24 protein-coding genes are annotated in these 25,249 nt (G+C 61.6%); 14 read left to right on the top strand and 10 right to left on the bottom strand.

All coding sequences use genetic code 11. The features are described 5' to 3' along the window. Nucleotides 1–79: 79 nt before the first annotated feature. On the bottom strand, nt 80–595 hold the full coding sequence (locus ACIQUB_RS09795) for a BA14K family protein (protein WP_113235439.1): 516 nt from the start codon (nt 593–595) through the stop codon (nt 80–82). A gap of 156 nt (nt 596–751) precedes the next feature. On the opposite strand from ACIQUB_RS09795, the gene ACIQUB_RS09790 reads away from it, so the two are divergent. Further along, complete coding sequence (locus ACIQUB_RS09790) at nt 752–1,819, top strand: GH25 family lysozyme (RefSeq protein WP_113235438.1); 1,068 nt, start codon at nt 752–754, stop codon at nt 1,817–1,819. Nucleotides 1,820–1,886: 67 nt separating this feature from the next. On the opposite strand, the gene ACIQUB_RS09785 is transcribed toward ACIQUB_RS09790, so the two are convergent. Next, on the bottom strand, nt 1,887–3,131 hold the full coding sequence (locus tag ACIQUB_RS09785; protein ID WP_113235437.1) for an aromatic ring-hydroxylating dioxygenase subunit alpha: 1,245 nt from the start codon (nt 3,129–3,131) through the stop codon (nt 1,887–1,889). A gap of 153 nt (nt 3,132–3,284) precedes the next feature. On the opposite strand from ACIQUB_RS09785, the gene ACIQUB_RS09780 reads away from it, so the two are divergent. From ACIQUB_RS09780 to ACIQUB_RS09765, 4 genes are all read left to right on the top strand, one after another. Beyond that, on the top strand, nt 3,285–3,458 hold the full coding sequence (locus ACIQUB_RS09780; protein ID WP_162737356.1) for a hypothetical protein: 174 nt from the start codon (nt 3,285–3,287) through the stop codon (nt 3,456–3,458). Nucleotides 3,459–3,549: 91 nt separating this feature from the next. Beyond that, nucleotides 3,550–4,155: a DUF6656 family protein gene (locus tag ACIQUB_RS09775; RefSeq protein ID WP_113235436.1), complete on the top strand. Its 606-nt coding sequence runs from the start codon at nt 3,550–3,552 to the stop codon at nt 4,153–4,155. 100 nt (nt 4,156–4,255) lie between these two features. Beyond that, complete coding sequence (locus tag ACIQUB_RS09770; protein ID WP_113235435.1) at nt 4,256–5,230, top strand: L-threonylcarbamoyladenylate synthase; 975 nt, start codon at nt 4,256–4,258, stop codon at nt 5,228–5,230. Between the two features lie 16 nt (nt 5,231–5,246). Continuing rightward, nucleotides 5,247–6,674, top strand: coding sequence for an FAD-binding oxidoreductase (locus ACIQUB_RS09765; protein WP_113235434.1), 1,428 nt, complete (start codon nt 5,247–5,249; stop codon nt 6,672–6,674). 83 nt (nt 6,675–6,757) lie between these two features. Here the strand turns inward: ACIQUB_RS09765 and ACIQUB_RS09760 are convergent, their stop codons facing one another. After that, nucleotides 6,758–9,463 (bottom strand): DUF1217 domain-containing protein, encoded by a 2,706-nt coding sequence (locus ACIQUB_RS09760; protein WP_402929351.1) that lies wholly within the window; start codon nt 9,461–9,463, stop codon nt 6,758–6,760. Between the two features lie 299 nt (nt 9,464–9,762). Between ACIQUB_RS09760 and ACIQUB_RS09755 the strand changes: the two genes are divergently transcribed. From ACIQUB_RS09755 to ACIQUB_RS09740, 4 genes are all read left to right on the top strand, one after another. After that, complete coding sequence (locus ACIQUB_RS09755) at nt 9,763–10,329, top strand: DUF6101 family protein (protein WP_112944656.1); 567 nt, start codon at nt 9,763–9,765, stop codon at nt 10,327–10,329. Between the two features lie 143 nt (nt 10,330–10,472). Beyond that, nucleotides 10,473–10,730, top strand: a complete 258-nt coding sequence (locus tag ACIQUB_RS09750; protein ID WP_113235432.1) for a type II toxin-antitoxin system ParD family antitoxin — start codon at nt 10,473–10,475, stop codon at nt 10,728–10,730. Continuing rightward, on the top strand, nt 10,723–11,016 hold the full coding sequence (locus tag ACIQUB_RS09745) for a type II toxin-antitoxin system RelE/ParE family toxin (RefSeq protein WP_402929348.1): 294 nt from the start codon (nt 10,723–10,725) through the stop codon (nt 11,014–11,016). Before ACIQUB_RS09750 ends, ACIQUB_RS09745 begins: the two co-directional genes overlap by 8 nt. A gap of 115 nt (nt 11,017–11,131) precedes the next feature. Further along, nucleotides 11,132–12,001: an amino acid ABC transporter substrate-binding protein gene (locus ACIQUB_RS09740; protein ID WP_402929346.1), complete on the top strand. Its 870-nt coding sequence runs from the start codon at nt 11,132–11,134 to the stop codon at nt 11,999–12,001. 13 nt (nt 12,002–12,014) lie between these two features. Here the strand turns inward: ACIQUB_RS09740 and ubiA are convergent, their stop codons facing one another. From ubiA to ACIQUB_RS09720, 4 genes are all read right to left on the bottom strand, one after another. Then, nucleotides 12,015–12,974 carry a 4-hydroxybenzoate octaprenyltransferase gene (gene ubiA, locus ACIQUB_RS09735; protein WP_113235430.1) on the bottom strand — a complete coding sequence of 320 codons (960 nt, stop codon included), beginning with the start codon at nt 12,972–12,974 and terminating at the stop codon, nt 12,015–12,017. Between the two features lie 62 nt (nt 12,975–13,036). Beyond that, complete coding sequence (locus ACIQUB_RS09730) at nt 13,037–13,615, bottom strand: histidine phosphatase family protein (RefSeq protein ID WP_113235429.1); 579 nt, start codon at nt 13,613–13,615, stop codon at nt 13,037–13,039. A gap of 70 nt (nt 13,616–13,685) precedes the next feature. After that, nucleotides 13,686–14,945 carry a cyclopropane-fatty-acyl-phospholipid synthase family protein gene (locus ACIQUB_RS09725; protein ID WP_113235428.1) on the bottom strand — a complete coding sequence of 420 codons (1,260 nt, stop codon included), beginning with the start codon at nt 14,943–14,945 and terminating at the stop codon, nt 13,686–13,688. Between the two features lie 134 nt (nt 14,946–15,079). Beyond that, nucleotides 15,080–17,389, bottom strand: coding sequence for a Tex family protein (locus ACIQUB_RS09720; RefSeq protein WP_113235427.1), 2,310 nt, complete (start codon nt 17,387–17,389; stop codon nt 15,080–15,082). A 268-nt stretch (nt 17,390–17,657) separates the two neighbouring features. Between ACIQUB_RS09720 and ACIQUB_RS09715 the strand changes: the two genes are divergently transcribed. Beyond that, nucleotides 17,658–18,335: a hypothetical protein gene (locus ACIQUB_RS09715; RefSeq protein WP_402929343.1), complete on the top strand. Its 678-nt coding sequence runs from the start codon at nt 17,658–17,660 to the stop codon at nt 18,333–18,335. Nucleotides 18,336–18,578: 243 nt separating this feature from the next. Further along, on the top strand, nt 18,579–20,756 hold the full coding sequence (gene glyS / locus ACIQUB_RS09710; protein ID WP_113235426.1) for a glycine--tRNA ligase subunit beta: 2,178 nt from the start codon (nt 18,579–18,581) through the stop codon (nt 20,754–20,756). Here glyS and ACIQUB_RS09705 read toward each other — a convergent pair whose 3' ends face one another. Next, complete coding sequence (locus tag ACIQUB_RS09705; RefSeq protein ID WP_113235425.1) at nt 20,757–21,197, bottom strand: YqaA family protein; 441 nt, start codon at nt 21,195–21,197, stop codon at nt 20,757–20,759. A gap of 141 nt (nt 21,198–21,338) precedes the next feature. On the opposite strand from ACIQUB_RS09705, the gene ACIQUB_RS09700 reads away from it, so the two are divergent. Genes ACIQUB_RS09700 through ACIQUB_RS09690 form a run of 3 tightly spaced genes read left to right on the top strand, consistent with a single transcriptional unit; the run spans nt 21,339 to nt 22,276 of the window. Further along, on the top strand, nt 21,339–21,659 hold the full coding sequence (locus ACIQUB_RS09700; protein WP_113235424.1) for a type II toxin-antitoxin system RelE/ParE family toxin: 321 nt from the start codon (nt 21,339–21,341) through the stop codon (nt 21,657–21,659). Nucleotide 21,660: 1 nt separating this feature from the next. Further along, nucleotides 21,661–21,975, top strand: a complete 315-nt coding sequence (locus tag ACIQUB_RS09695; protein ID WP_113235423.1) for a transcriptional regulator — start codon at nt 21,661–21,663, stop codon at nt 21,973–21,975. 37 nt (nt 21,976–22,012) lie between these two features. Continuing rightward, entirely contained in the window at nt 22,013–22,276 is a 264-nt protein-coding gene (locus ACIQUB_RS09690) for a hypothetical protein (protein WP_113235422.1), read from the top strand. A 330-nt stretch (nt 22,277–22,606) separates the two neighbouring features. Here the strand turns inward: ACIQUB_RS09690 and ACIQUB_RS09685 are convergent, their stop codons facing one another. Beyond that, a complete protein-coding gene (locus ACIQUB_RS09685; RefSeq protein ID WP_113235420.1) occupies nt 22,607–24,427 on the bottom strand; it encodes a methyl-accepting chemotaxis protein in 1,821 nt (606 codons plus the stop codon). A gap of 315 nt (nt 24,428–24,742) precedes the next feature. Further along, a complete protein-coding gene (locus ACIQUB_RS09680) occupies nt 24,743–25,216 on the bottom strand; it encodes a plant virulence effector HPE1-like domain-containing protein (RefSeq protein WP_113235419.1) in 474 nt (157 codons plus the stop codon). Nucleotides 25,217–25,249: the final 33 nt, after the last annotated feature.

The following is a 25,249-nucleotide window of genomic DNA, read 5'->3' as shown; positions in this document are numbered from 1 at the left end:
CCCCAACGGGGAGAAGGTGGCCCGAAGGGTCGGATGAGGGGGCTCCGGGCGCCGAGCTAGCGAATACACCCTCTAACCGTCAATACGGCGAAACGCACTGCTGGCGCGGGCCGTTGTACGGCTGGAACGTGTTGTCATAGGCGCGGTACGAGCGGTAGCGCTGCTGGCACCAGGCGACATGGCTCGATCCGACCGGGGCGACGTAGCGCGGTGCCGGTGCATAGCGCGGCTGGCTGGCAATCGCGCCGCCGATGATGGCGCCGGCGCCGAAGGCGGCGAGCGGGTACCAGTAGCCGTTATAGTGGCGATAGCCGGGACGTGCGTAGGTGTAGCCACGGTAGCCGCCGTACCAGCCGGGGCGATAGGCCGGGCGGTAACCGGGGCGATAACCGGGATAGTAGCCACCCGGCCGGCCATAATAGCCCGGACGCGGTCCGCAACGGCCATAGCGGCAATACTGCACGTTTTGAACATCCGCCGATTTTTCCATCTGCGGCGCTGCAGGCATCTGGACCGCCTGCGACGGCGCGACACTTGTCACCAGCATCAATGAGGAAATGGCCGCGACGACGAGTTGCTTGAACGACCTGGGCATGAAGACTCCAATCTCACCGTAAATTAATCCGTGGTGTAACGCATTGATGGGGAAAATGTTTCTAAACGCATCTTTTTTCGCGACCGGTCACGGTTTTTTGTTTATTCGTAAAAGCTGATAAGCAATCCATTAACCAGTTTTCATCACTCTCGTTACATGAAGCAACGGCATGGAAGAGCCACTCTCCGTATTCTGCTTCTGGCGATCACGGCCGGACTGTCTCATTACGCCACGGCCGGCGATACACTCCCCTGGAAAAAGACCGATAACGCGCTCGTCGTCGATGGCTACGAGCTGAACACGATCGACTGGGAAGCGCTGACCTCAGACAAGCGGATCGCCGGCTTCATCTCCAAGGCGTCGGACGGATTGCCCGAAAGTTTTTCGTGCGATGGCGACCATGCCGGCGACACGGTGGGCCACTGCAAGACGATGTGGCGCAAGTACGCGGTCAGCCGCGAGCTGTTCCAGACAAGGCGGCTGGTGGCGCGCGCCGCCGGGCTTTTGTGGGGCGCCTATCACCTCGCCCGCCCGGGAAACCCGATCGACCAGGCCAACCACTTTCTCGACTATGCGACACCCAAGCCGGACGAGATGATGATCCTCGATCTGGAGGGCATCGATCCCCAAAAGTTCATGTCGCTCGAGGATGCACAGATCTTCGTCGGCCACATCAAGACGCGGACCGGGCGCTATCCAGTGCTCTACACCAACCACGATACCGCCCGCTACATCGCCGCCTACCGCAACGACTATCCCGTGCTGGCGCGGTTGCCCATCTGGTATGCGCGCTACAAGCCCGATGTCAAAGGCGTGTTCCCGATGGGCAACTGGGACAACTATCTGCTTTGGCAGTTCTCGGCCGGCGCCAACTGCAGCAAGCGGCGCTGCCCCTACCGCGTGCCGGGCACGCTGACCGATATCGACGTCAATGTCGCCGCCATGAGCAAGGCCGACCTTGCGAAGATCTGGGCGCAGGGCAATCTCCTGCCGGCGCGCGAGCCGGATCCGCCACTGATCCTCGCCAAGATCGAGATGGAACCGCGCCAGCCGCTACCACCGCCAGTGGCCGCAACACCGGGCCTGCCGCCGATCGCGCAATTGCCCGCCGCCGCACAGCTGCCGGCAGCCGCGACAGCGGTGACGGTGGCGGCGCGGGATGGGCTCGTGACCTCATCGGTGCCGCCGCGCGAAATCAACGCTCTGAACTATCAGGATTTCTGAACGCCCAAAACGAAAACGGCCCCGGCTTCGGTGAAGCGCGGGGCTGTATTTTCTTGCGAGGCTAGCGTCAGGCGACGACGGAGAGCTTGGCCTGATCGCCCTGCAGGCGGTTGGTCATAAACAGCGCGTACCATTCGAGGAACTGCATGACGCCACCCTCGTGCAGCATCGAGTACGGACCGGGCTCATAGGCCGGCGAGTGGATGCCGAAGGCGTTTTCCTCGACGATGCGGCGGTCCTGGTCGTTGGTCTCGGTCCAGACGTGGGTCAGTTCCTCGAGATTGTAATCGACACCCTCTACGGCGTCCTTGTGGACCAGCCACTTGGTGGTCACGGCCGTCTCGTTGGCGCTGAGCGGGAGGACGCGGAAGGAGATCGCGTGGTCGCCGAGGATGTGGTTCCAGGTCGTCGGATAGTGGAAGAGCAGCATGGTGCCGATCCGGTCGATCGTCACGTCATCCGACAACGGACGGGCGACGGCACGCTTGCCGGACATGGTGTAGCTCTCGGCATCCTCGATCAGCGGCATGCGGGCAGCGCGGAACTGTCCATCAGGCGAGATTTGGAACTTGCTCGGAAGGCCGGCGGCCTCGCAGCGCGCCCAGTGGCCGGCAATCTCCGGATCATCGGCGCCGCCATCGGTGCCGGTGACGCTCGGGGCCTCGGGATAGGTGCGGCAGAGTTCGGGATGGTTTGCGGCGCAGTGGTAGCACTCGCGGTTGTTTTCCCAGACGAGCTTCCAGTTGCCCTTCTCGATGATGGTGCTCTGGAAGGCGACCTTGGCGTCCTTCAGGTGATGCGGCACCATGTAGGGGGCGACCATGTCGCGAACCGGCTGGAAGTCGGGCGCCTTGTCGGCGAGGCAGATGAAGATATAGCCGCCGAAGCTTTCGCAATGAACCGGCTTCAGGCCGAAGCCCGACTTGTCGAAATCGTCGCCCATGTGGCGGGCAAAGGCGAGCTTGCCGTCTAGATCATAGGCCCACTGATGATAGGGACAGACAAGACGGACCGACGAGCCGTGATCCTTGGTGCAGACGCGCGAGCCGCGATGGCGACAGCTGTTGTGGAAGGCGCGGATGACATTGTCGCGGCCGCGAACGATGACGACGGGATACTGGCCGATCTGCACGGTGAAATAGGCGCCGGCCTTCGGCAGCTCGCAGTCATGGCCCATGAACAGCCAGTCGCGATAATAGATCATTTCCATATCGAGCTTGAAGTAATCCTCGTCGATATAGAAGGGTTGCTCGAGGCTGAAGCCCTCGCGGCGGTTCTTGAGCTGCCGTAAAACGTTGCTGCGAATATCCATCTCATATCCTCGTCTATTCGGGCTGCCATATAACGGATGGCGAAAGCCGCGGGAAGCGCTCGCCCCCTCTCCCGAAGGAGATATTGCCTATGTCATGCATTTAACCACTGCCCACGCCGCCCGCGTGGCTGCAAAGCGACATCGGCTTCGAAAATGGCGACAGTTGCATTCGGGCATTGGCGGCACGACAGAAAACGGGCATTTCCGCGTCGCTTCAAACAAATAGGATTATTTGCGGCTTTTGCGAAATTGCCAGAGATCAAGGGAGGCGAGAGCGGCCTTGCCAGCGATATTCTGTTTGCGACAGCAGCTTGTGGCAGTTTGTAGCAGCAGCAATGGCAGTCGGCCCAATTTAACATCGCATTAAGCATGATTGCCTATCCTTCGGCCAAAGAGACAGGCAGCCGGATCCGAGACCATGGCGAAACTTCGTTACTTCGATGCCAGAGCGAGCATCGACCAGCCCACCGCGCCGGTCGCGCCGCATTCCGAATTCCTGCGCACCGGCAAGATCACCCGCCACCAGTCCCATTGGCTGGCCGCCGAGCGCCGCTATCTCACCCACGACGAAGTGGCAGAGAAGACCGGCCGCAAGCTGCAGACCGCCGGCGAGAAGACGCACCAGCATATCAACGGCTTTCACCGCGCCATCCAGTTTCCGAAGATGGTGTTTCACCGCACGCTGGAAGACAGCCCGCATCTCGGCTACTGCCATGTGACGGCCGCGCGCACCAAGTTCGCGCAATATGACGCGGTCAGCTGGGCCTTCTATATCGCCAATTTCTACGCCGATATCGGCGATAACGACAATGTCTTCGAGAAGATCGACGTGCGCTACTCGCGCATGTACTTCGCCGTCGCCATCCGGCCAGGCGAGCACACGCCGGAGAAGATGACGATCGACCGCAACATCCGCGGCAACGGCCTGCTATTCCGCACCGACGATCCGCAGGTGGCGATCAGGAACGTGCTGTTGCTCGGCGCCCGCAACGAGCAGCTTCGTGAGATCATTCGTCAACTCTGAGGCCATGCGCAGGCTTTGATCGGGATCATTCGCCAGCTCTGATATTGATCGCGGGGCCGCAACGGCATAAGGACTGCCGGACAGACTATCCGGGCGGCATATGGCAGAGATCATCGACATCACCGAGAACAGGCAGCAGGCGATCGACGCCGCTTGCAAGGTGCTGGGCGAAGGTTTGCCGATCGCCATTCCGACCGAGACCGTCTACGGCCTTGCCGCCGACGCCACCAATCCGGCCGCCATCGCCCGCATCTACGAGACCAAGGGCCGCCCTCAGTTCAATCCGCTGATCTGTCACATGGCGGACCTCGAAATGGCGGAGACCTATGCCGATTTCGATCCGCTCTCACGGGCGCTGGCGGAGGCCTTCTGGCCCGGTCCGCTGACGATCGTCGTGGCCTTGAAGGCCGAGAGCGGCATCCATGCGCTGGCGACGGCCGGGCTCGATACTATCGGCATCCGGGTGCCGAAGGGATTTGCCGGCGAATTGATCCGCGCCTTCGGCCACCCGCTGGCGGCGCCGAGCGCCAATACATCCGGCAAGATCAGCGCCACCAGCGCCGCGCATGTGCAGACCGATCTCGGAGAGAAGATCAAGCTGATCCTCGATGCCGGGGCGAGCGATGTCGGCGTGGAATCCACCATCGTCAAGGTCGAGGATGGGAAGCTCAGGCTGCTGCGGCCGGGCGGGCTGCCGGCTGACGAGATCGAGCGCGTGGCAGGCGTAAAGCTGGTGCGCCCGAAAGTGGCGTCCGCCGCGATCGAGGCGCCGGGCATGATGGCCTCGCACTATGCGCCGGGGGCTGCCGTGCGGCTCGATGCGATCGAGGTGAGAGAGGGCGAGGCGTTGATCGCCTTTGGTTCCTCCCCCGTGGCGAACGCCGACAAGGCCAAGGTCGTTCTCAATCTCAGCGAGAGCGGCGATCTCGCCGAAGCGGCCACCAATCTTTTCGACTACATGAAGCGTGCCGATGCCAGCGGCGCGGCGACGATCGCCTTTAGCGCCATTCCCGACGAGGGTCTCGGCGAAGCCATCAACGACCGGCTGCGGCGCGCCGCGGCCCCACGGGAATAACAGAGGATAAGGCCCGATGAGCAGCGTTTCACCTGAGCTACTCGACCGTTTCGCAGCCATCGTCGGCGACAAGTACGCGCTGCGCGGTGAGGCCGATCTGGCGCCACACCTGATCGAGAACCGCGGTCTCTACCACGGCTCCTCGCCGATGCTTCTGAAGCCCGCCAACGTTCAGGAGGTCTCCGCGATCCTGAAGCTCGCCAGCGAGACCGGCACATCAGTCGTGCCGCAAACGGGCAATACCGGGCTTGTGGGCGGGCAGACGCCGCGCGAGGGCAAGTCAGACATCATCCTGTCGCTGGAGCGGATGAACAAGATCCGCGACGTCGATCCCGTCGCCAACGTTCTCGTTGCCGATGGCGGCGCGATCCTTGCCGACGTGCAGAAGGCGGCCGAGGCGCATGGGCGGCTGTTTCCGCTGTCTCTCGGATCGGAAGGCTCCTGCCGGATCGGCGGCAACCTCTCGACCAACGCCGGCGGCACCGCCGTGCTCGCCTATGGCAACATGCGCCAGCTCTGCCTCGGGCTCGAAGTCGTACTTCCGACCGGCGAGATCTGGGACGGGCTGCGCCGCCTGAAGAAGGACAATACCGGCTACGACCTGCGCGATCTCTTTATCGGCGCCGAGGGCACGCTGGGTGTCATCACAGGCGCGGTGCTGAAGCTCTTTCCGCAGCCGCTCGGCAAGCAGGTGGCCTTTGCCGGCCTGAGCTCGGTCGAGGACGCGCTATCGCTCTTCAACCTCGCCTCCAGCCTGTGCGGCACCTCGCTGACCGGCTTCGAACTGATGCCGCGCTTCGGCGTGGAGATCACCGCCCGCAACATCGAGGGCGTGCGTGATCCGCTGGAGAGCGAACATGCCTGGTACGTGCTGATCGACATCTCGACATCGGATTCGGCCGAGACCGCCGAGCGGATGATGACGGCACTGTTGGAGCAGGGTTTCGAGGCTGGTCTGGTGCAGGACGCGGCAATCGCCTCTTCCGTCGCGCAGCAGACAGCGCTCTGGCACATGCGCGAGAGCATGTCGGAAGCGCAGAAGCCTGAGGGCGGATCGATCAAGCATGACGTTTCGGTGCCGGTCTCGACGGTGCCTCAGTTCATGCACGAGGCCGAGCAGGCGGTGATGGCGGCCATGCCCGGCGCACGCATCTGCGCCTTCGGCCACATGGGCGACGGCAACATCCACTACAACATCTCGCAGCCGGTTGGCGCCGATAAGCAGGCATTCCTTGAGCGCTGGCACGAGATGAACGTGATCGTGCACGGGCTGGTGCTTTCGCATGGCGGCTCGATTTCGGCGGAACACGGCATTGGCCAGTTGAAGCGCGACGAGCTTGCGGCGATCCGTCCGGCGATCGAGATCGACCTGATGCGCCGCATCAAGAAGGTTTTCGATCCCGCCGGCATCATGAACCCCGGCAAGGTCGTCAATATCGACTGATGAGAAAAGCGGCCGGATGGCCGCTCTGATGCCTCGCTGTGAAAGCGGCGCTTGGCTCCTGTTCGTGGAGCGGCGTTTTACGCCTATGACTTCAGGATGGTCAGCGCCGGTGAGGTGTTGGTATTGTTCTGAAGATCATACATCGCGGTGAAGCGCCGCAGAAGCTTGTCGACCTTCTTCGGATCCTGGAAATCCGTGATGTCGATGAACTTCTTCAGCATCGTCGCCTGTTTATCGACATCCATGTTGGACATGCTGGTCGGCAGGCTGAAGGTGGTGGTGATCACCTGGAACAGCGGCTGGTCGCCGATCAACGAGTAGATCGACGTGATGCTCGGTGCCTTGCGGGCGAAGTAGAGCGCGAGGCGCACGCCTTCATTGGTCTCGCCTTCCTGGGTTTCGAGCGTCATCTGCAGGTAACCCTCCTGCGTCCGCTCTTCGGCACCGACGTTCTGGATCGCGCCGATCTTGGACCGGGTCAGATTGCCCGCCGTGTCGAAGTTGAAGTCGGCGACGATTTCCTTGAATTTCGAAGGCGCCGTCTTGTTCAGGTAGCTCTTGGCGTCCGTGGCATCCGAGGTGAAGATCTTCTTCAGGGTCGCCGCATCGTAGTCCTTCGGGTCAAGGCCGTTGGCCTTCAGCACAAAATCGGTCAGCTTGCTGTCGGCCAGGAAATCGTCGAGGGACTTCACCGTCGCGATTTTCTTGGCGAAGTCATCGACTTCCTTGGTCGCGTCGTCGGATGCCTTGTCTCTCAGCGGGCCGGAGCTCATGCCCAGTGTCGCGAGCGACTTGTAGGTGGTCGCATATTTCGCAAGCACGGCCGTCGATAGGGCCTGCACTTCCGATGCGGCCTTGCCATCCGTGCCGAAATTGAACGCGCGGACCATGTTGGTGATGCGATCGTCCTTGAGCGAGGCGACATAGCCGTCTGGATCGTAGGGATCGCTCTGCAACAACTTGCGCATCTGGGTGCGTGAGACATCCTGCTCGGTGAGCCCATAGGAGCGAAGCGCCATCTGGTACAGGTCCGGAAGGTCGTCGTTCCTGCTATCGGTGTCGGAGGTCAGGTTTGTACGAAGGAAATCGGTCACATTGGTGACGTTGTCGTCGGCCATCCGCGTCTTGTAGTTGGCGACGGCGCTATCGATCTCGGCCTGCTGCTCGTCGGCGTAATGCGCTGCGTAAAGCGTATCGACGCTCGTCGTCTGCTGCGTGCTCTGCGGGCCGGACATCGCCGCGGCGGAGCCATCGGCGGCGAAATTGAAGGCCTCATTGACGTTGCTGTAGCCACTCGTCGCGGCAAAGTTGGAATCGGTGAGGATGCTTTTCAGATCGGCGTCGCTGATCGTTGACGGGAGCGAATAGGTGCTCTTCAGGAAGCTCGTCAGCTTCGTATCGGCAATCAGGTCGTCGACATTGGAGAGCGTGCTGATCTTGCTGCGGTAATAGCTGAGATTGTCGCTCGCGCTGTAGCCGGCGAGACGCGTCTGGCTGGAGGTCTGCGCGCCAGCGGACGTCACGCTGCCGTCGGCCTGGAAATTGAAGGCGTCATGCACGTTCTGCAGGCCGAGCAGGCTGGCGTAGCTGGAATCGGTCAGAACGCTTCTGAGGTCCGTGTCGCTCAAGCTTTGCGGAACGCCATAGGCATCCTTGATGTAGGATGTCATCTTGGTATCCGCGATCAGATCGTCGACCGTCTTTATGCTGGTGATCTTGGTCGCGTAGGCGCTCGACACATTGTCGGCAGCCGTCGTTGTTGCGCCGATCTGGGCCGATGTCTGCGCGGCATAGCCTGCCTTCGTGGTGTCGACCGTGCCGTCGCTGTTGAAATTGAAGGCGGCGTGCAGCGCGCTGTATCCCAGCAGACCTGCATAGCTGGAATCGGTCAGCACGCGCTTCAGGCCGGCATCGCTGAAATCCTCACCCGTGCCGTAGGCGGCCTTGATGTAGGAGGTCAGACGCTTGTCCGAAATCAGCTGGTCGACGCTGGTGATCTGGCCGATATTGGCGTCGAAATAGGCCTTGTTGTACTCGGCTGCCTTGGTGGTAACGATCGACGGGACGGTGAGATTGTACTGCTCGATGACCGCGTTCTTCTGATCGGCGGTCTGTGCCGTGCCGTTGACCGTACCATCGGCATTGAAGCTGAACTGGGCGGCAAGCGCCTTGTACTTGGCGTTTCCGCTGGTGTTGACGAAACTGTTGGGATCGTTGAGATCGCTGGTCAGGACCTTGCTGAGATAATCGTTGGAGGCGTAGGTTGGATCGATACCAAATGCGCTGAGAACGTAGGTGCGCAGGCGGGTGCTCGACGTCAGACCGGTGACGCTCTGCACCTTGTCGATCGCTGTGCTGTAATAGGTCGATTCCGTGGCGGCGTTGGCGCCCTCATCCGCGAAGGACTGCGTGTAGAGACCGAGCATATCGGTTTCCTGGCCGTCGCTTTGCGCGTCGGTCGCCGCCGTTCCGAAATTGAAGGCGGAGGCAAACTCCTTGTAGCGGCTGTCCGACAGCTTGTTGGCGAAGCTGCTGGCATCCGTCAGGTCGCTCTCCAGAACCTTCTTCATGAAGGCCTTGGCGTAGGTCATATCCTCGAGGCCATAGGCCTTCATGGCATAGCTGTAGAGCTTATAGTTGCCGAGGAAATCGTCTATGTCTTTGACTTTGTTGATGTTCTCTTCGTAATATTGGGCATCACGCTTGACGGTCGTCTGCGAAGCGACGCGGTCAAGGCTCTTCTGCATATCGCCTGACAATATCGTATAGGCCATCGAAGCGGAGATCATGAGCGTTCTATTCCGGCAAAGTCTTAGATGAATGACACACGGTTTCCGCCTCATTTTGCTATGAAAAGCTTACCCGAGACTTACCCACGCCCTGTTGCAACCTGGTACACCCCTGCGTTCACTTCTCGGAAACCCTGCCACGTTTGGTTTTGATAACCATCCAGGGAGGCAAGGTCTTCTTAACCGCGATTTTTAAGCTGTCTCGAACAGGCGGCGCCTATTGTCAGCCACAGAGGACGAAAAGTCCCGAGGAGAAGACCGGAAACCGGCTCTCAGGTAAGACAAGGGTGAGAATGAACATGAACAATACCGTTATGAAGCCCGCATGGGCTGGAGCGACACTTCGTCTTGATCCGTCGCGCTTTCCGCAGCAGGTAAGCTACGCCATCCACGACTCCACAAGCGATGTCAGCATAACGATCGACGAACGCGGCGCCATCCTGCGCAAGATCCTCCCCTCGAGCGGCCTTCCACTCTCCATCGCGCTGCCGAAGCGCGCCTTCAAGGGCGTCGCCGCACGTGCCATCGACCATGGCAATGGCGAAGTCACCGTGACGCTCGAACTGCACCACGAAGACCCCGACCTCTGCGTGCCGCTTCTGGTCGCACACGACCTTTCCGACATCGCCGCCGACTGGCGCGGCTGGTCGGAAGCCTTTCGTATTCCCATGCTGATGGTCGAGGCCGACGGCATTGCCCGCCCGCTGGAAGAGCATCTCGGCGAACTGCGCACCAGCCACCTGAAGCCGCGCCGCCGCCACTCCTACTTCGCCAACCGCCGCCCACGCTTCCTCGTGCGCCGCTCGACCGGCACGCTCGGCGTCGCCATGAAGATCGAAGGCAAGGAAATCATCGCCCGTAGCTAAGGGCCGATGCACGAGATCAGACGGAAAGACCCGGCCGGCGTGCCGGGTTTTTCGTTTTTGGGTCCGCCTGCGACTACCGACGGTTTCATTTGGCCCGATTATCAAAAACTGATAATGTGAGCTTGATGACGCGAGGATTTACCATGCCATCCAGCTACAATATCGGAGCCCATTATGAGGGCTTGGTCAAAGACCTTGTTGAGAGCGGCCGCTACGCCAGCGCGAGCGAGGTCATGAGAGACAGCCTGCGTCTGCTGGAGCAACGCGAAAAAATCCGAGCGCTAGAACTCGAAAATCTTAAACGGGAATATGAAGCTGGAAAGGCGAGCGGAGAGCCTGAGGAAATCGATCCCGTCGAATTCCTGCAAAGCCTGAAGGCAGAACGCGCCGCCCGTGGCTAACCGGTACCGGCTGTCGCCGCGTGCCAAACGCCAGATACGCGATATCTGGCACGATGTCGCTGTTCACAATGAAACTGCAGCAGATCGCCTAATCCAGAGACTGCTGGAAAAGTTCGCCCGGGTTGCCGAATATCCTGAAATGGGTGCCGCTCGACCTGACATCAGCGCACTCGCCAGGATAATCGTCGAGGGGCGGTACATCGCCATTTACGAACCAACGAATTATGGCGCCGAAATCGTCGTCGTTGTCCACGGCATGCGGGAGCCATCGAGCTGGCTGGACTAAAACACGGCGGATAGCTTCGGTTGACAAATGCCCGGCTGACCATAAGCTGCGTGCACAGCTTTGAGATCGCAACCGTCTTTCGGAGATGAGCGTCATGCCGGTGGCAACAAAGTGCATGAGACGGCTCCCGCTGGCGATTATCGCCCTTTCCCTTTCAGCCCTGACGGCAAGTGCCGCCACTCTCGACGGCATCATCGAGCGCGGAACGGTGCGCATCGGCTATATCAACGACGAAGCTCCCTTCTCCGCGGCCAAGGCCGGGGCAGAGCCGACGGGTTATGCGATCGATCTCTGCAACAGGATCGCAGACGACATCGAGCATCAGGTGCCGGAGTTGAAACGCGAATACGTCCAGAAGACGCTCGCCAATGGCTTCGATGCCGTGAAGGATGGTGAGGTCGATCTGCTGTGCGGTGCGATCACCGTCAATCTCGAGCGGCGTGAGATCGTCGACTTCTCGCAGCCGATCTTTCTGACAGGGGCAAGCGCCCTGCTTCGCAAGGATTCGCCCGACTACCTGCAATCGTTCTTCTTCGACAAACCGGCCGTGAGCGCCGTCAGCCAGCGTGCCGCTTCGGCAAGCGTGATCGGCGCGCGGGCGAATTCGACGACGGGAGCGGCGCTGCACGAAGCCATGAAGGGCCAGGCATCGACGACCACGATCGCCGATTTCAAGACACATGAAGAGGGCTTGAAGGCGCTCGAGGATCGCAAGATCGACGCCTATATCGGCGATCAGGTGTTACTGACCAGCCTCGCCACCCGGGCGCGGGATCCATCCTTGCTCGAGGTCGGCAATCGGCTCTTCACGCATGAGCCCTATGCGATCGCCCTGCCCCGAAACGACGCCGATTTCCGGCTGCTCGCCGATCGCGCCTTGACGGATTTCTACCTGTCCGACGATTTCCTTACGGTACTCGACACCTATTTCGGCGCCGATGCGCCAATGCTGCACACGCAGATCATCATGCAGCACGTTCCGTAGGCTTGTTATCGACCTATGGAAGCACGAACAACAGCGACAGGAACAGGCCTGCGAAGATGATCATGCCGACGCGGTTGTTCGACTTGAACAGCACCAGGCACTGATCGGCATCGTTGATATCGAGCGTGACGATCTGCCAGGCGAACATGCCGGCTGCGATCAGCAGGCCGAGATAGGCGATGATGCCGACGCCTGCGAGCAGGAAGGCTGCGAAGGTGAGGATCAGCATCAGACCATAGAGACCGACCAGCCATGGCTTGGTGTTGTCGCCGAACAGACGCGCGGTAGAGCGGACGCCGATCAGCTCGTCGTCTTCCTTGTCCTGGTGGGCGTAGATAGTGTCATAGCCGATCGTCCAGACGACCGCGCCGATATAGAGCAGCACCGGCGCCAGCGAGAGACTGCCGAAGATCGCGGCCCAGCCCATCAGCGCGCCCCAGGAGAAGGCTAGCCCGAGGAAGAACTGCGGCCAGTCGGTGAAGCGCTTGGCGAAGGGATAGAGCGCGACGATGGCAAGCGACGCGACGCCGAGGATGACGGAGAACCAGTTGAGCTGCAGAACGACGACCAGGCCGACCAGGGCCTGCAACAGAATGAAGATCTTCGCCTGCGTGCGGGTAACGCGGCCAGATGGCAGCGGGCGCGAGCGGGTGCGCGCGACTTCCATGTCGATCTTGTGGTCGACGAGATCGTTATAGGTGCAGCCGGCGCCGCGCATGGCGACGGAGCCGATGAAATAGAGCACCAGATGCCAGATCAGCTGACCGCCGGAAAAGAGGCCGACATGGACAGCCGCGTTGGCCGCCATCGCAGCCGACCAGAAGCAAGGCCACAGCAGAAGCTGCCAGCCGATCGGCCGATCCCAGCGCGCCAGCTGCGCGTACGGCCAAAGCCATGGCGGCAGCACCCGGTAAACCCAGTTGTTGGACGGCGCATCCGCAACGCGCCCATTGATTCCGTCGATCTGTTGCATGCGGCCATCTAGCGATGTGGGGGATGGCGGGTCAAGCGGGATGGTGGGGCTTACGCCGCACCCTACCCATTCCACCGCCGGATCACCGGCTCGCCGAGATCATGCTCATACCCCAACACGCTGACGCTCGTCGTATCCAGGACGAAATGCGCCCCGCCTTCCGGCGGCAATCCCAGCCAGCGGGCGGCCAGAACGCGGAGGAAGTGAGAAGAGGAAAAGATCAGGATCGGGGCGTTGACCGAGCGGATCGCGGCGATGATGCTGTCGGCGCGGGTGCCGACCTCGGCGGCGCTCTCGCCATCTGGGCAGCCGTCGCGGAAGAGTTGCCAGCCGGGGCGTTGAGCGAGGATCTCCTTGGTCTTGATGCCCTCGTAGGCGCCGTAGTCCCATTCGGCGAGGTCGTCCTTGACCACCATGCGCTCGCCGAAGCCGGCAAGGCGGCAGGTGTTGCGGGCGCGCTGGGAGGGGCTCGACCAGACTTCGGCGACGGTCAGGCCTTCAAGGCGCGGGCCGAGGCGGCTGGCGGCGGCTTCGCCGTTTTCGGTCAGCGGGATATCGCTGCGGCCGGTGTGGCGGCCCGACAGGCTCCATTCGGTCTCGCCGTGGCGCACCAGCGTGATCTCGGGGTAGGCACTGCTCATCTCGCAACCCTTTCAAAATGAAACAGCGGAAACAAAAAAGGCGCGGGTCTCGCCGCGCCTTTTCGTCAAGTCAGAGGATGACCTTTTCGAGCGGCGGACGCGTGGCCTCGAATTCCTTCAGCTTCGCCTCGTTCGCGGCGATATAGTCGCGATTGTCGGGGGTGGAATACTGGTTCTTGGAAATCTGGATCTGCATGATGAAGAGCTCGTCCCAGCGGAAGCCCATTTCGGAGCCGGCCAGATAGAACTCCCACATGCGGAAGAAGCGTTCGTCATAAAGCGCCACGGCTTCGGCCTTGCGCGCCACGAAACGCTCGCGCCAATGGCGCAGCGTATAGGCATAGTGCAGCGGCAGGACCTCAACGTCGCGCACCAGAAGGTTCGCCTTTTCGATGGCCGGCAGCGTTTCGCCGATCGAGGGGATATAGCCCTGCGGGAAGATATACTTCTCGATGAAGGCATTGGTGCCGAAGCTGGGCTTCGGACGGGCGATCGAATGCAGCACCATGACCCCGTCGTCTGCCAGCAGCTCGTGCACCTTGCGGAAGAAGTTGCCGAAATTGCCGATGCCGACATGCTCGAACATACCGACGGAGACGATGCGGTCGAACTTCTGACCCTTCATCGTGCGGTAATCCTGCAGCTCGAAGCGCAGCCGGTCGGTGAGACCGCGCTTTTGCGCCCGCTCGCGGGAGATCTTCAGCTGCTCTTCGCTGAGCGTGATGCCGGTGAGATCGAGCCCCGGTGTGGACTCCGTCAGATACATGCCCATGCCGCCCCAGCCGGAGCCGATTTCCAGCGCGCGCTGGTTGGGCTGAAGCAGGAGCTTGGCGGCGATGTGGCGCTTCTTGGCGACCTGCGCCTCCTCCAGGCTGATGCCGGGCGGATTGTAATAGGCACAGGAATATTGCCAGTCCTCATCGAGAAAGAGCTCGAACAGCTTTTCCGACAGATCGTAGTGATGGGCAACGTTGCGCTTGTTGTGGTTGACGGGCAGACGGCTCTTTAGCTGCTGCAGGGCGATGCGGCCGATCAGGAGGGCCGCCATCGGGATGTCGAAGATTTCGTTGGTGGTGTTCTGTTTCACCAGGGCCAGGAAATCGTAGATGTTGCCCTGTTCCAGAATGAACCGGCCATCCATGTACATTTCGCCGAGCTTGAGGGTGGGGTCTCGGCGGATCAGTCGCTCCGCCTCCTCGTCGGCAACGCGGGCGGCAACGAGATCTCCGGTGCCGTCCCCGATGGTATGTGTCTCGCCATTGGCGAGTGTGAGTTTAAGGTTACCCTTACGGATGATTTTTTGGACAATCGATAAGAAAGCCGACGCCATATTGAGGCCTCGCAATGTGACAGGATAATCCGATAAACTTAGGCTCTCCCTGCCGCCTTACAAGCGCCGCAATTGGCACTTTGGCAACAAGGCTGCCAAAGTGTGATATTTTTGCAATGCTTATCCGTAAGTCCTTATTTTCGCTTCATGGCCTCGGCAAGCGCGGCCCCGAATGCCCCCTGGCTCTCCTGTTTCGGGCTCGACGAGCGCCGCTCGTTTCCGCCTCGAGGGGCTGGATTTGAACGGGTTTCGCCGCGTGGCGGAGGGGCACCGGCACCATCATCCTTGCGCATGGAAAGGGCGATGCGCTTGCGTTTTGCATCCACCTCGACGACGCGAACCTTGACCACATCGCCGGCTTTCACAACTTCGTGAGGATCTTTGACGAAGCGGTCTGCGAGCTGCGAAACGTGCACCAGTCCATCCTGATGGACGCCGATATCGACGAAGGCGCCGAAGGCGGCGACGTTGGTTACCGTTCCCTCAAGCGTCATGCCCGGCTTCAGGTCGGAGATCTCGTTGATCCCTTCCGCGAAGGTCGCGGTCTTGAAGCTCGGGCGCGGGTCGCGGCCGGGCTTTTCCAGTTCGGACAGGATGTCCTTGACCGTCGGAAGGCCGAACTTGTCGTCGATGAACTGGCGCGGATCGACCGATTTCAGCACCGCGCTGTCGCCCATCAGCGTGCGCAGGTCGCGGCCGCAGGCGGCGACGATCTTCTTGGCGACGCCGTAGGCTTCCGGGTGGACGGAGGAGGCATCGAGCGGCTCCTTGCCGTCGCGGATGCGCAGGAAGCCGGCGCATTGCTCGAAGGTGCGCTGGCCGAGACGGGCGACCTTCAGGAGGTCGCGGCGGGTCTCGAAGCGTCCGGTCTCGTCGCGATGCCTGACGATGGCTTCAGCGATCGAGGTTCCAAGGCCGGAGACGCGGGCGAGCAGCGGCACAGAGGCCATGTTGAGATCGACGCCGACGGCATTCACCGCGTCTTCGACCACGGCATCGAGCGAGCGCGACAGCTTCTGCTGGTCGACATCGTGCTGGTACTGGCCGACGCCGATCGACTTGGGCTCGATCTTGACGAGCTCGGCCAGCGGATCCTGCAGGCGGCGCGCGATGGAGACGGCGCCGCGCAGCGACACGTCGAGATTGGGGAATTCGGCAGCGGCGGTGGCGGATGCCGAATAGACCGAGGCGCCGGCTTCCGAGACGATGACCTTGGTGGGCTTCGCGCCTGGCAGATCGGCCAGCATGTCGGCAACCAGCTTCTCGGTTTCGCGACTGCCGGTGCCGTTGCCGATCGAGATCAGCTCGACATTGTGCTTGCGGATCAGCGAGGCGAGCTCGATCTGCGCGCCGCGCACATCGTTGCGGGGCTGGAATGGATAGACGGTCGAGGTCGCGACCACCTTGCCGGTGGCATCGGTGACGGCGACCTTGACGCCGGTGCGGATGCCCGGATCAAGGCCCATGGTCGGGCGCGAGCCGGCGGGCGCTGCGAGCAGCAGGTCCTTCAGATTGCGGGCAAAGACGTGGATCGCCTCTTCCTCGGCGCGTTCGCGCAGCTCGCGCATCAGATCGAGCGACAGCGACATGGAGAGCTTCACGCGCCATGTCCAGCTGGCGACCTCCATCAGCCAGCGGTCGCCTGGGCGGCTGTTGCCGATCTCGTAGGCGGCAGCGATCATCCGCTCGACCGGCTTGTTCGGCGAGGCTGTCTCGGCATCGGCCTCAATCGTCAGCGTCAGCACTTCCTCGTTCCAGCCGCGCAGCATGGCGAGCGCGCGGTGGCCGGGGGCCGTTGCCCAGCGTTCGGAATGGTCGAAATAGTCGGAGAACTTCTCGCCCGTCGCCTGCTTGCCATCCACCACCTTGGCCTTCAGAAGGGCCGCACCGCGCATGTGGGCGCGCAGCTTGCCGAGCAGATCGGCATTTTCGGCGATGCCTTCGGCGACGATATCGCGGGCGCCTTCCAGCGCCGTCTTCACATCGGGAACGTCTGCGGTGATGTAGGCTTCGGCCAGCGTTGCTGGCTCTTTCGAGCGGTCGGCGAGGATTGCCTCGGCGAGCGGACCGAGGCCGCGCTCGCGGGCGATCTCGGCACGGGTGCGGCGCTTCGGCTTGTAGGGCAGATAGAGATCCTCGAGCTCGGCCTTAGTGGCCGCGCCCTTGAGCTTTGCCATCAGCTCGTCGCTCATCTTGCCCTGGCCCGAGATCGATTCCACGATCGTGTCGCGGCGGGCTTCGAGCTCGCGCAGATAAACGAGGCGTTCGGAGAGGTCGCGCAGCTGCGTATCATCCAGCCCGCCGGTCACTTCCTTGCGGTAACGCGCAATGAACGGCACGGTCGCGCCCTCATCCAGCAACTCGATCGCGGCCTTGGCCTGCTCGGGCCGGGCATTGATCTCGGAGGCGATGACTGCGGAGAGCATGCGGATATCAGCGGCCATGATGGTTCCTGCGTTTCAACTGAGGTGGCGGACCATAGCGGCGAAAAGCGGCAAGGCAAGGATGGAGATGGGTTTCCACAGCGGAAGTGGGGCGCAATGGGGTGCCATCGACCCAAGGCTCCGATGCTTCGCGCCACAAGCGGTCGTCGGCGCTTGAGCTCGAGCCATACGCCTCGTTAAGCGAACGATCACATTGCTCGACTATTGGTTGTTTGTTCGCGAAGTAGGATCGTCAATGCAAATTCTATCGATAACGCGCAGGGGATTTATGGCATCGATCGTGGCGCTGCCTCTGATGGGTTGCCAAGAGGAGACGGCCAAGGTTCGGTATCGTGTAATCGCCACTGTCGAAGTAGACGGCAAGCCTATCGAAGCCTCAACGGTCATGGAAGTGCGCTACGCCCGTGTCAAGAACAGCCTGATAGGTACAGGTGGTGCGACTAGGCTTTACGGCGAGGCGCTAATCTTTGATCTCCCGGGCGGCAAGAGTTTCTACATGCTGCCGACTGAACGCATAGAGAATGGGCCTATCGCCCAGATCTGGGAATACGCCGTGCTGAACTCGTTTGGTATCAAGAATAGCATCGGCGGCCTGGAAGCAGCTGATTTTCAGATTTTACGATCTACTTCCGGGCGAATTCCTTACAGCTTGGGTAAAAGATTTCCAACCTTCGTCGCTTTCGAAGACGATCAAAAGCCGAACACGATCTTTGAGTTTCGGCGCGACGAAATAGGGGCAATCTTTCCCAACGTTTGCTTTGTCCGGTTGGAACTTGAAGTCACATCAGCTCCTATTACGGAACGGCTGCGTGAGCGGCTGCCATGGCTAAACTCACCTCAGCAGGTTTTTGATCGCGAGCCGCCCGGCAGCAAACGACCCACAGGTGACCGGCCGATAGGTCATCTTGTGACGATCGAAGATTTTTTCGGAGATGGAAGTCGATAGTGAATACGGGCTCAGCGGGAATGGCCACAATGGCCGATAGACCACATTGATATTCGACCCCGAGGCACAGCCTGTTTCCGAACATCAAAGGCTGCCGAAAGACACTCCGGTTACCCAAATCCCCTCCCCGCCTCCACCTCCCCGCTTTTGCAGCTTGTAAACCAGCGCCATTCTTTGCTAGCAGAGGCGACCGTTTTCAGACCCGCAAGGTAGCGCCTTCCCCGTGGAGGCAAGGAAAGTGACATGCCCGATCTGCTGTTAGAACTCCGCTCCGAAGAGATCCCGGCCCGCCTGCAGCGCAAGGCTGCCGGCGATCTGAGGAAGCTTGTGACCGACGCGCTCGTCGAGGCGGGACTTTCCTATGAGGGTGCGCGGGAATACTGGACGCCGCGCCGGCTGACGCTCGACATTCGCGGGCTGACCGCCCGCTCCGCCGATGTGCGCGAAGAACGCAAGGGTCCGCGCACCGACGCCAACGAAAAGGCGATCGAAGGTTTTCTTCGCGCGGCCGGGCTCACCTCGATTTCCGAGGCGCAGGTGCAGAGCGACCCGAAGAAGGGCGATTTCTACGTCGCGATCATCTCCAAGACCGGCCGCAGCGCCGAGGAGATCATTGCCGAGGTGATGCCTTCGATCATCCGCGACTTCCCCTGGCCGAAGCCGATGCGCTGGGGCAAGGCCTCGTCGCAGCCGGGTTCGCTGCGCTGGGTGCGGCCGCTGCAGTCGATCGTCTGCCTTTTTGGCACCGAGCATGAGGAAACGACGGTCATCCCGTTCGAAATCTCCGGCATCGTCGCCTCCAACATCACCTACGGCCACCGCTTCCATGCGCCAGAGGCGATCACCGTCAAGCGCTTCGACGATTATGTCGCGAGCCTGGAGAAGGCCAAGGTCATTCTCGACGCCGAGCGCCGCAAGGACATCATCCTGCACGACGCCCGCGACGTCGCCTTCGCCAACGGCCTCGAACTGGTCGAGGACGAAGGCCTGCTGGAAGAGGTTTCCGGCCTCGTCGAATGGCCGCAGGTTCTGATGGGAAGCTTCGAGGAAGCCTACCTCTCGATCCCGTCCGAGATCATCCGGCTGACGATCAAGACCAACCAGAAATGCTTCGTCACACGCAAACCGGGCGAAGAGACGCTTTCGAACAATTTCATCCTCGTATCGAACATCGAAGCGACGGATGGCGGTAAGGAAATCATCCACGGCAACGGCAAGGTCGTGCGCGCCCGTCTTTCCGACGCTCTGCACTTCTGGAAGCGCGACCAGGGCGATCTGCCGGATCTGGAGACGCTGGAGGCTTCGGCCAAGAAATTCAGCCTCGATCTGAAGAAGCCGCTCGACCAGCGCATGGCCAAGCTCGATGCGCTCAACGTCACCTTCCATGCCAAGCTCGGCACGCAGGGCGAGCGGGTCGAGCGCATCCGCGCCATGGCCGCCAAGGTCGCCTTCCCCGCCGGCGCCGACTACAAGCTGGTCGACCGCGCGGTCGTGCTCGCCAAGGCGGACCTGCGCACCGAAGCCGTCGGCGAATTCCCCGAGCTGCAGGGCGTGATGGGCCGCAAGTATGCCGCTCTTCAGGGCGAAGAGGCCGTGGTCTCGACCGCGATCGAGGAACACTACAAGCCGCAGGGCCCATCCGACCAGCTGCCGCAGGACAAGGTGGCGATCACGGTGGCGCTTGCCGACAAGCTCGACACGCTGATCGGCTTCTGGGCCGTCGACGAGAAGCCGACGGGCTCCAAGGACCCCTTCGCGCTGCGCCGTGCCGCGCTTGGCGTCATCCGCATCATCCTGGAGCGTGGCGTGCATCTGACGTTGCTTCCGCGCATCGTCAGCCACATGGCGCGCATCGACATGGATATCGGCAATACGGTTGCCGCCGACGACATGTCGCGCCAGCTCGATCTCCTGTCGTTCTTCCATGACCGCCTGAAGGTCTATCTGCGCGACCAGGGCGCCCGCCATGACCTGATCGACGCGGTGCTGACGCCGGAGACCGATGATCTCCGTATGGTCGCGCGGCGCGTCGAGGCGCTGACCCATTTCGTCAGCTCCGAGGACGGCAAGAACCTGCTTGCCGGCACCAAGCGCGCCGTGCAGCTCCTGGCTGCCGAAGAGAAGAAGGGCACCGTGGTCGCCGATGGCGTCTCGGACGCGCTTCTGAAGCTCGACGCCGAGAAGGAGCTTTTCGCGGCGATCAAGACGGTTTCGGCCGAGGCATCCGGCGCGATCGAGAAGGAAGATTTCCGCTCGGCAATGGCCGCTCTCTCTACGCTGCGCGCGCCTGTCGACCGCTTCTTCACCGACGTGCTCGTCAACGACGAGGACGCCGCGATCCGCGCCAACCGCCTGGCGCTACTGCGCCTCGTCCGCGAAGCCACCGGCACCGTCGCCGACTTCTCGAAGATCGCCGGCTGATCAGCCGACGATGCCCAATGTGATCACCGCCAGGACCGCGTAGCGCGCGGTCTTGGCGATCGTCACCAGAAGCAGAAAGACCGGCAGCGGCTCGCGCATGACGCCGGCAACGACGGTGATGGGATCGCCGACGATGGGTAACCAGCTCCCCAGCAGCGACCATTTCCCATACCGCCGATACCAGCGCTGCGCCCGATTAAGCGCCACCTCCCCCACCGGAAACCACCGCCTGTCGCGAAAGCGCTCGATGCCGATGCCGAGCAGCCAGTTGACCAGCGAACCGAGGATATTGCCAACGCTGGCGACCACAACGAGCAGCAGCGTGGAATATTGCCCGGAGACAATGAGCGCAACGAGCCCGGCTTCCGACTGTGCGGGCAGGATGGTGGCCGCGATCAGCGAGATGGCGAAGAGGCCGGCATAGGCTGCAAGCGTGGTCATGTCGCGCTGGGATCGGTAGTCTGCATGATGGGCGCTTTCAAATGGCGACGGGTGGCGTTGGGGTTTTCATGATCATGTTGCGGGGCTGGGCGCAAGCGCTGGGGCGGTTGAATTTGGTAACACATATGATACCATTAAGACATGAAAATCCTCGAATATCTGAATGAGGATGGGTCAAGCCCCTTCGCGCTGTGGTTTGCCGGCATTGAAGCGCGCGCTGCGTCGAAGGTCGCCATTGCCTTGACGCGCATGCAGGCCGGCAACCTTTCCAACGTGAAGGGTGTGGGATCCGGGCTGCTGGAATACAGGATCGATTATGGGCCGGGCTATCGCATCTATTTCGGGCGCGATGGCGATCGGTTGATCATCCTTCTGGCCGGCGGGACGAAGAAACGGCAGCAATCCGACATCGCCACGGCGCTTTCGCGTTGGGTCGATTACAAGCAAAGAAAGGGCCGTTGAGATGCCTCTGACGCGCGATTTCAAGGAAACCATCAAAGCCCGCGCAACCGACGATGCGGCATTCCGGGCGGCATTGCTGACGGATGCCGTGGAGCTGCTTCTTTCCGGCAATGTCGAGACCGGCAAAGCCGTGCTTCGCGATTTCATCAATGCCACGATCGGCTTCGAGAAGCTTGGCGAACTCACCGACACACCGGCGAAGAGCCTGATGCGGATGTTCGGGCCGAAAGGCAATCCGCGCGCGGACAATCTGTTCGGCGTGATCAGCCGGCTTCAGGAGGAGACCGGCGTGCATCTGGCTGTTGCCGCCGCCTGAGGCCCGAACGGGTCCGTCTGCAAAGGAGACAAGAGAGATGAGCACCTATCCTCTCAGAATAGCCGATCATGTGATGGAAGAAGCCAAGCGCGCGGCGGCGGAGGACAATGTATCGCTGAACCAGCTGCTTTCCGCCTTCATCGCCGACGGCATCGGCCACCGGCGGGCGATCATGAGCTTGAAGAAGCGCGCGGAACGGGGCGATGTGAGTGCGGCGCTCGCGATCCTCGACAGTGTTCCTGATAGCGAACCCGATGTCGGCGACGAATTGGTCGCTGCGAAGACGGCGACTGGACAGTAGGAAGGCAAACGGCTGATGGCGGTTTGGTTACTGGGGTGTCTGTTCTCTGCAAGGTCCACTCACGTCGAGCCAACCGATACGGCAGCAGATGCTCGGCACGAGGCCGAGCATGACGTCGGAGGGTGGGGTTCCGTTGACAAGCCATTGAAAACAAAAGGCTTCGCAATTCTCGACGTCATCCTCGGCCTCGTGCCGAGGATCTAAGCACGTCTCCAGGAATGCAACGTGCATGGCTCTCACACCAGGCCGCACCACCGACACCCCAAAAACAAAAACAGCCGCCGGATCGCTCCGGCGGCCGCCATCATCCTATCGCACTTGCGGCAAGCCTTACGCCGCGCGGCGTGTCTGCGCTGCCCCGTACTCCGCCTGGGTGCCGACGCGGAAGCCGCGGATTAGGTTGAGAAGCTCGTCGGTGTCGCTGGCGAGCGATTCCGCCGAGGCCGTCGTCTCTTCCGCCATGGCGGCGTTTTGTTGGGTGGCGGCGTCGAGCTGGTTGATCGAGGAAGTGATCGAGCGCAGCGTCGTGTCCTGCTCGGAGGCGCTGTGGGCGATCTTCGAGACGATGTCGTTGGCGGCCTTGATCTGGTCGGAGATGCGCTTCAGCGCCTCGCCGGCCTCGCCGACGAAGCGAACGCCCTGTTCGACCTGCCCCGAGGAACGGGCGATCTGATCCTTGATTTCCTTGGCGGCAGCGGCCGAGCGCTGAGCCAGTTCGCGGACTTCCTGGGCGACGACGGCGAAGCCCTTGCCGCTTTCGCCGGCGCGGGCGGCTTCGACGCCAGCATTCAAGGCGAGCAGGTTGGTCTGGAAGGCGATGTCGTCGATGACGCCGATGATCTTGCCGATTTCCTCGGAAGACTTCTCGATGCCGCCCATCGCCTCGATGGCCTGGGTGACCACGGCGTCGCTGCGATTGGCCTCGGAGCTCACCGATTGGACACGCTTGCTTGCTTCATGCGCGCCTTCGGCGGTCTGGCGCACGGCGACGCTGAGTTCATCAAGGGCGGCCGAGGTTTCTTCCAGGCTTGCGGCCTGGCGCTCGGTGCGCTGCGACAGCTCGTTGGATGCGCGGCGGATCTCTTCCTTGCTGACGGCGATATCGCCGCCCTTGACCGAGACCTTGGACATGGCAGCCTCGAGATGGCCGAGCGCATCGTTGAAGTTGTCGCGCAGGGTGGCGTATTTCTGGCCGAGATCGGCGCAGCGGACCGTAAGATCGCCACGGGCGATCTGCTCCAGCGCCTGGCCGATGGTGGAGACCACATGGGCCTGCACCGCGGTTTCGTCACGCTGCATGCGCTGGTTGTTCTCGCGCTCGTCGTCCAGCGCCATCTGCTGGGCGGCTTCGCGCTCGGACATGGCGTGGCGCTCGCGGACCTTTTCCTGCAGCGCCTTCGTGGCCTTGGCCATCATGCCCACTTCGTTGTTCATGTCGGTGTGGGGAATGGCGATCGTGACATTCTCTTCGGCGACAGCCTGAAGGGCGGTGTGGATGCGGGTCAGCGGGCCGGAAATGCTGCGAACCACGTAGAAGGCGGCGGCAGCACCCAGAAGCAGCACAACGAGGCCGCCTGACAGCGCCTTCAGCACGTCGGAGCGAACCTGCGCGTCGAGGTCGTCAAGATAGACGCCGGTCGCGACCACCACCTGCCAGGGTTCGAACGCCCGGGTGTAGACAGCCTTGCGGAACTGCGCATCGGCCGGCTGGCCGGGCTTCGGGCCGTAGAAATCCACGATACCGCCGCCGGCGCGGCCGACCTTGACGATCTCGTCGCGGTAAGGCTTGCCGCGGCTGTCGGGCGAGCCCTTGCTGCTCTTGCCGAGCTTCGGCGTATCATAAGTGATGCGCATGACCACGTCATAGTCGTAGCCGATGAAATAGCCGTTGGGCTCATAGCGGATCGCAGAGAGCTGCTTGTAGGCCAGCGCCTGCGCCTGTTCGCGCGTCAGTTCGCCGGATTTCTCGCGGTCGTAATATTGCTGCATGATGGACAGGCCGGATTCCACCTGCGTGCGCAGCATCTCGTTGCGCTCGTGATAGATCGCATCGATCGAAGAGCGGATCTGCAGGTAGGACGCGACGCAAAAGGCTACCATCAAGCCGGCGACGAGCAGAAACAACTGCCTGGAAATTCTGAGATTCTTCATTTGGCCTCGCAACAGAGCTCGGGTGAGATCATCCGGCGCGGTATCCTACCGCGTATGCGAGAGCGAATGGCCCTTCGCTGGTACTGCTGCGAAAACTCATGCGGCTACCGGTCGCGGCTAGAAATGGCCTGTTTTTTATAAGAAATGTTTAACCAAGCACTAGATGATCTATCGGCCGCGAACTCGGAGCACGCAGAGGCAAGTCGAAAATAGAAAATGCGCCCCTGCTTCTCTTCAGGAGCGCATTTCACCACCCTTTTGAGGTGGAACCCCAGATGACCAAAACTTTGGACGGGAGGGGCAGGGAACTTTAAATCAAGGCCTAAGCTTGAAATTGGAAACGTCGAGCGGGCGTGTTTGTTCCGCCGGCTGGCCTGCGGCGCCTGCAACGACGGGCTTGGTATCGGCGCCGATCACGGCCGACGTCGTCGCCGTATCGACACCGTCGGCGGCGGCGGGTGCGGCGGCAACTGCGACCGGAGCCGGCGCCTTGGTCACGAACACGACGGGGGAACCGCCCATCCAGCCTTCGGTGCGAAACAGCTTCTTTTCGCCATCGACGTCGCGGATCTGCGAGTGCTCGAGCGTGCCATCCGCGAGCGTCGGGACGATATATTCCTTCTTGGCTTCCACGACCTGAAGCGGCGGGCATGTGGTGCAGGTCATCTTGAGGATGCTGCTGTCGCTCGATGCCGCATTGGCGCCGACCACGTCGATCGACGACGCCATGGCGGAACCCGCCATCAACGCAGCAACGACACCCAAAACAACCGCAGAAACCTGACGCATGGAAACACTCCGTCTTACCTTGAACACAGGTTT

Origin of the sequence: Rhizobium sp. NPDC090275 (assembly GCF_044772225.1) — a bacterium.
Classification (GTDB): domain Bacteria; phylum Pseudomonadota; class Alphaproteobacteria; order Rhizobiales; family Rhizobiaceae; genus Rhizobium.
The sequence above is the reverse complement of the archived record's forward strand: the minus strand, read 5'-3'. Positions and strand labels throughout refer to the sequence as shown.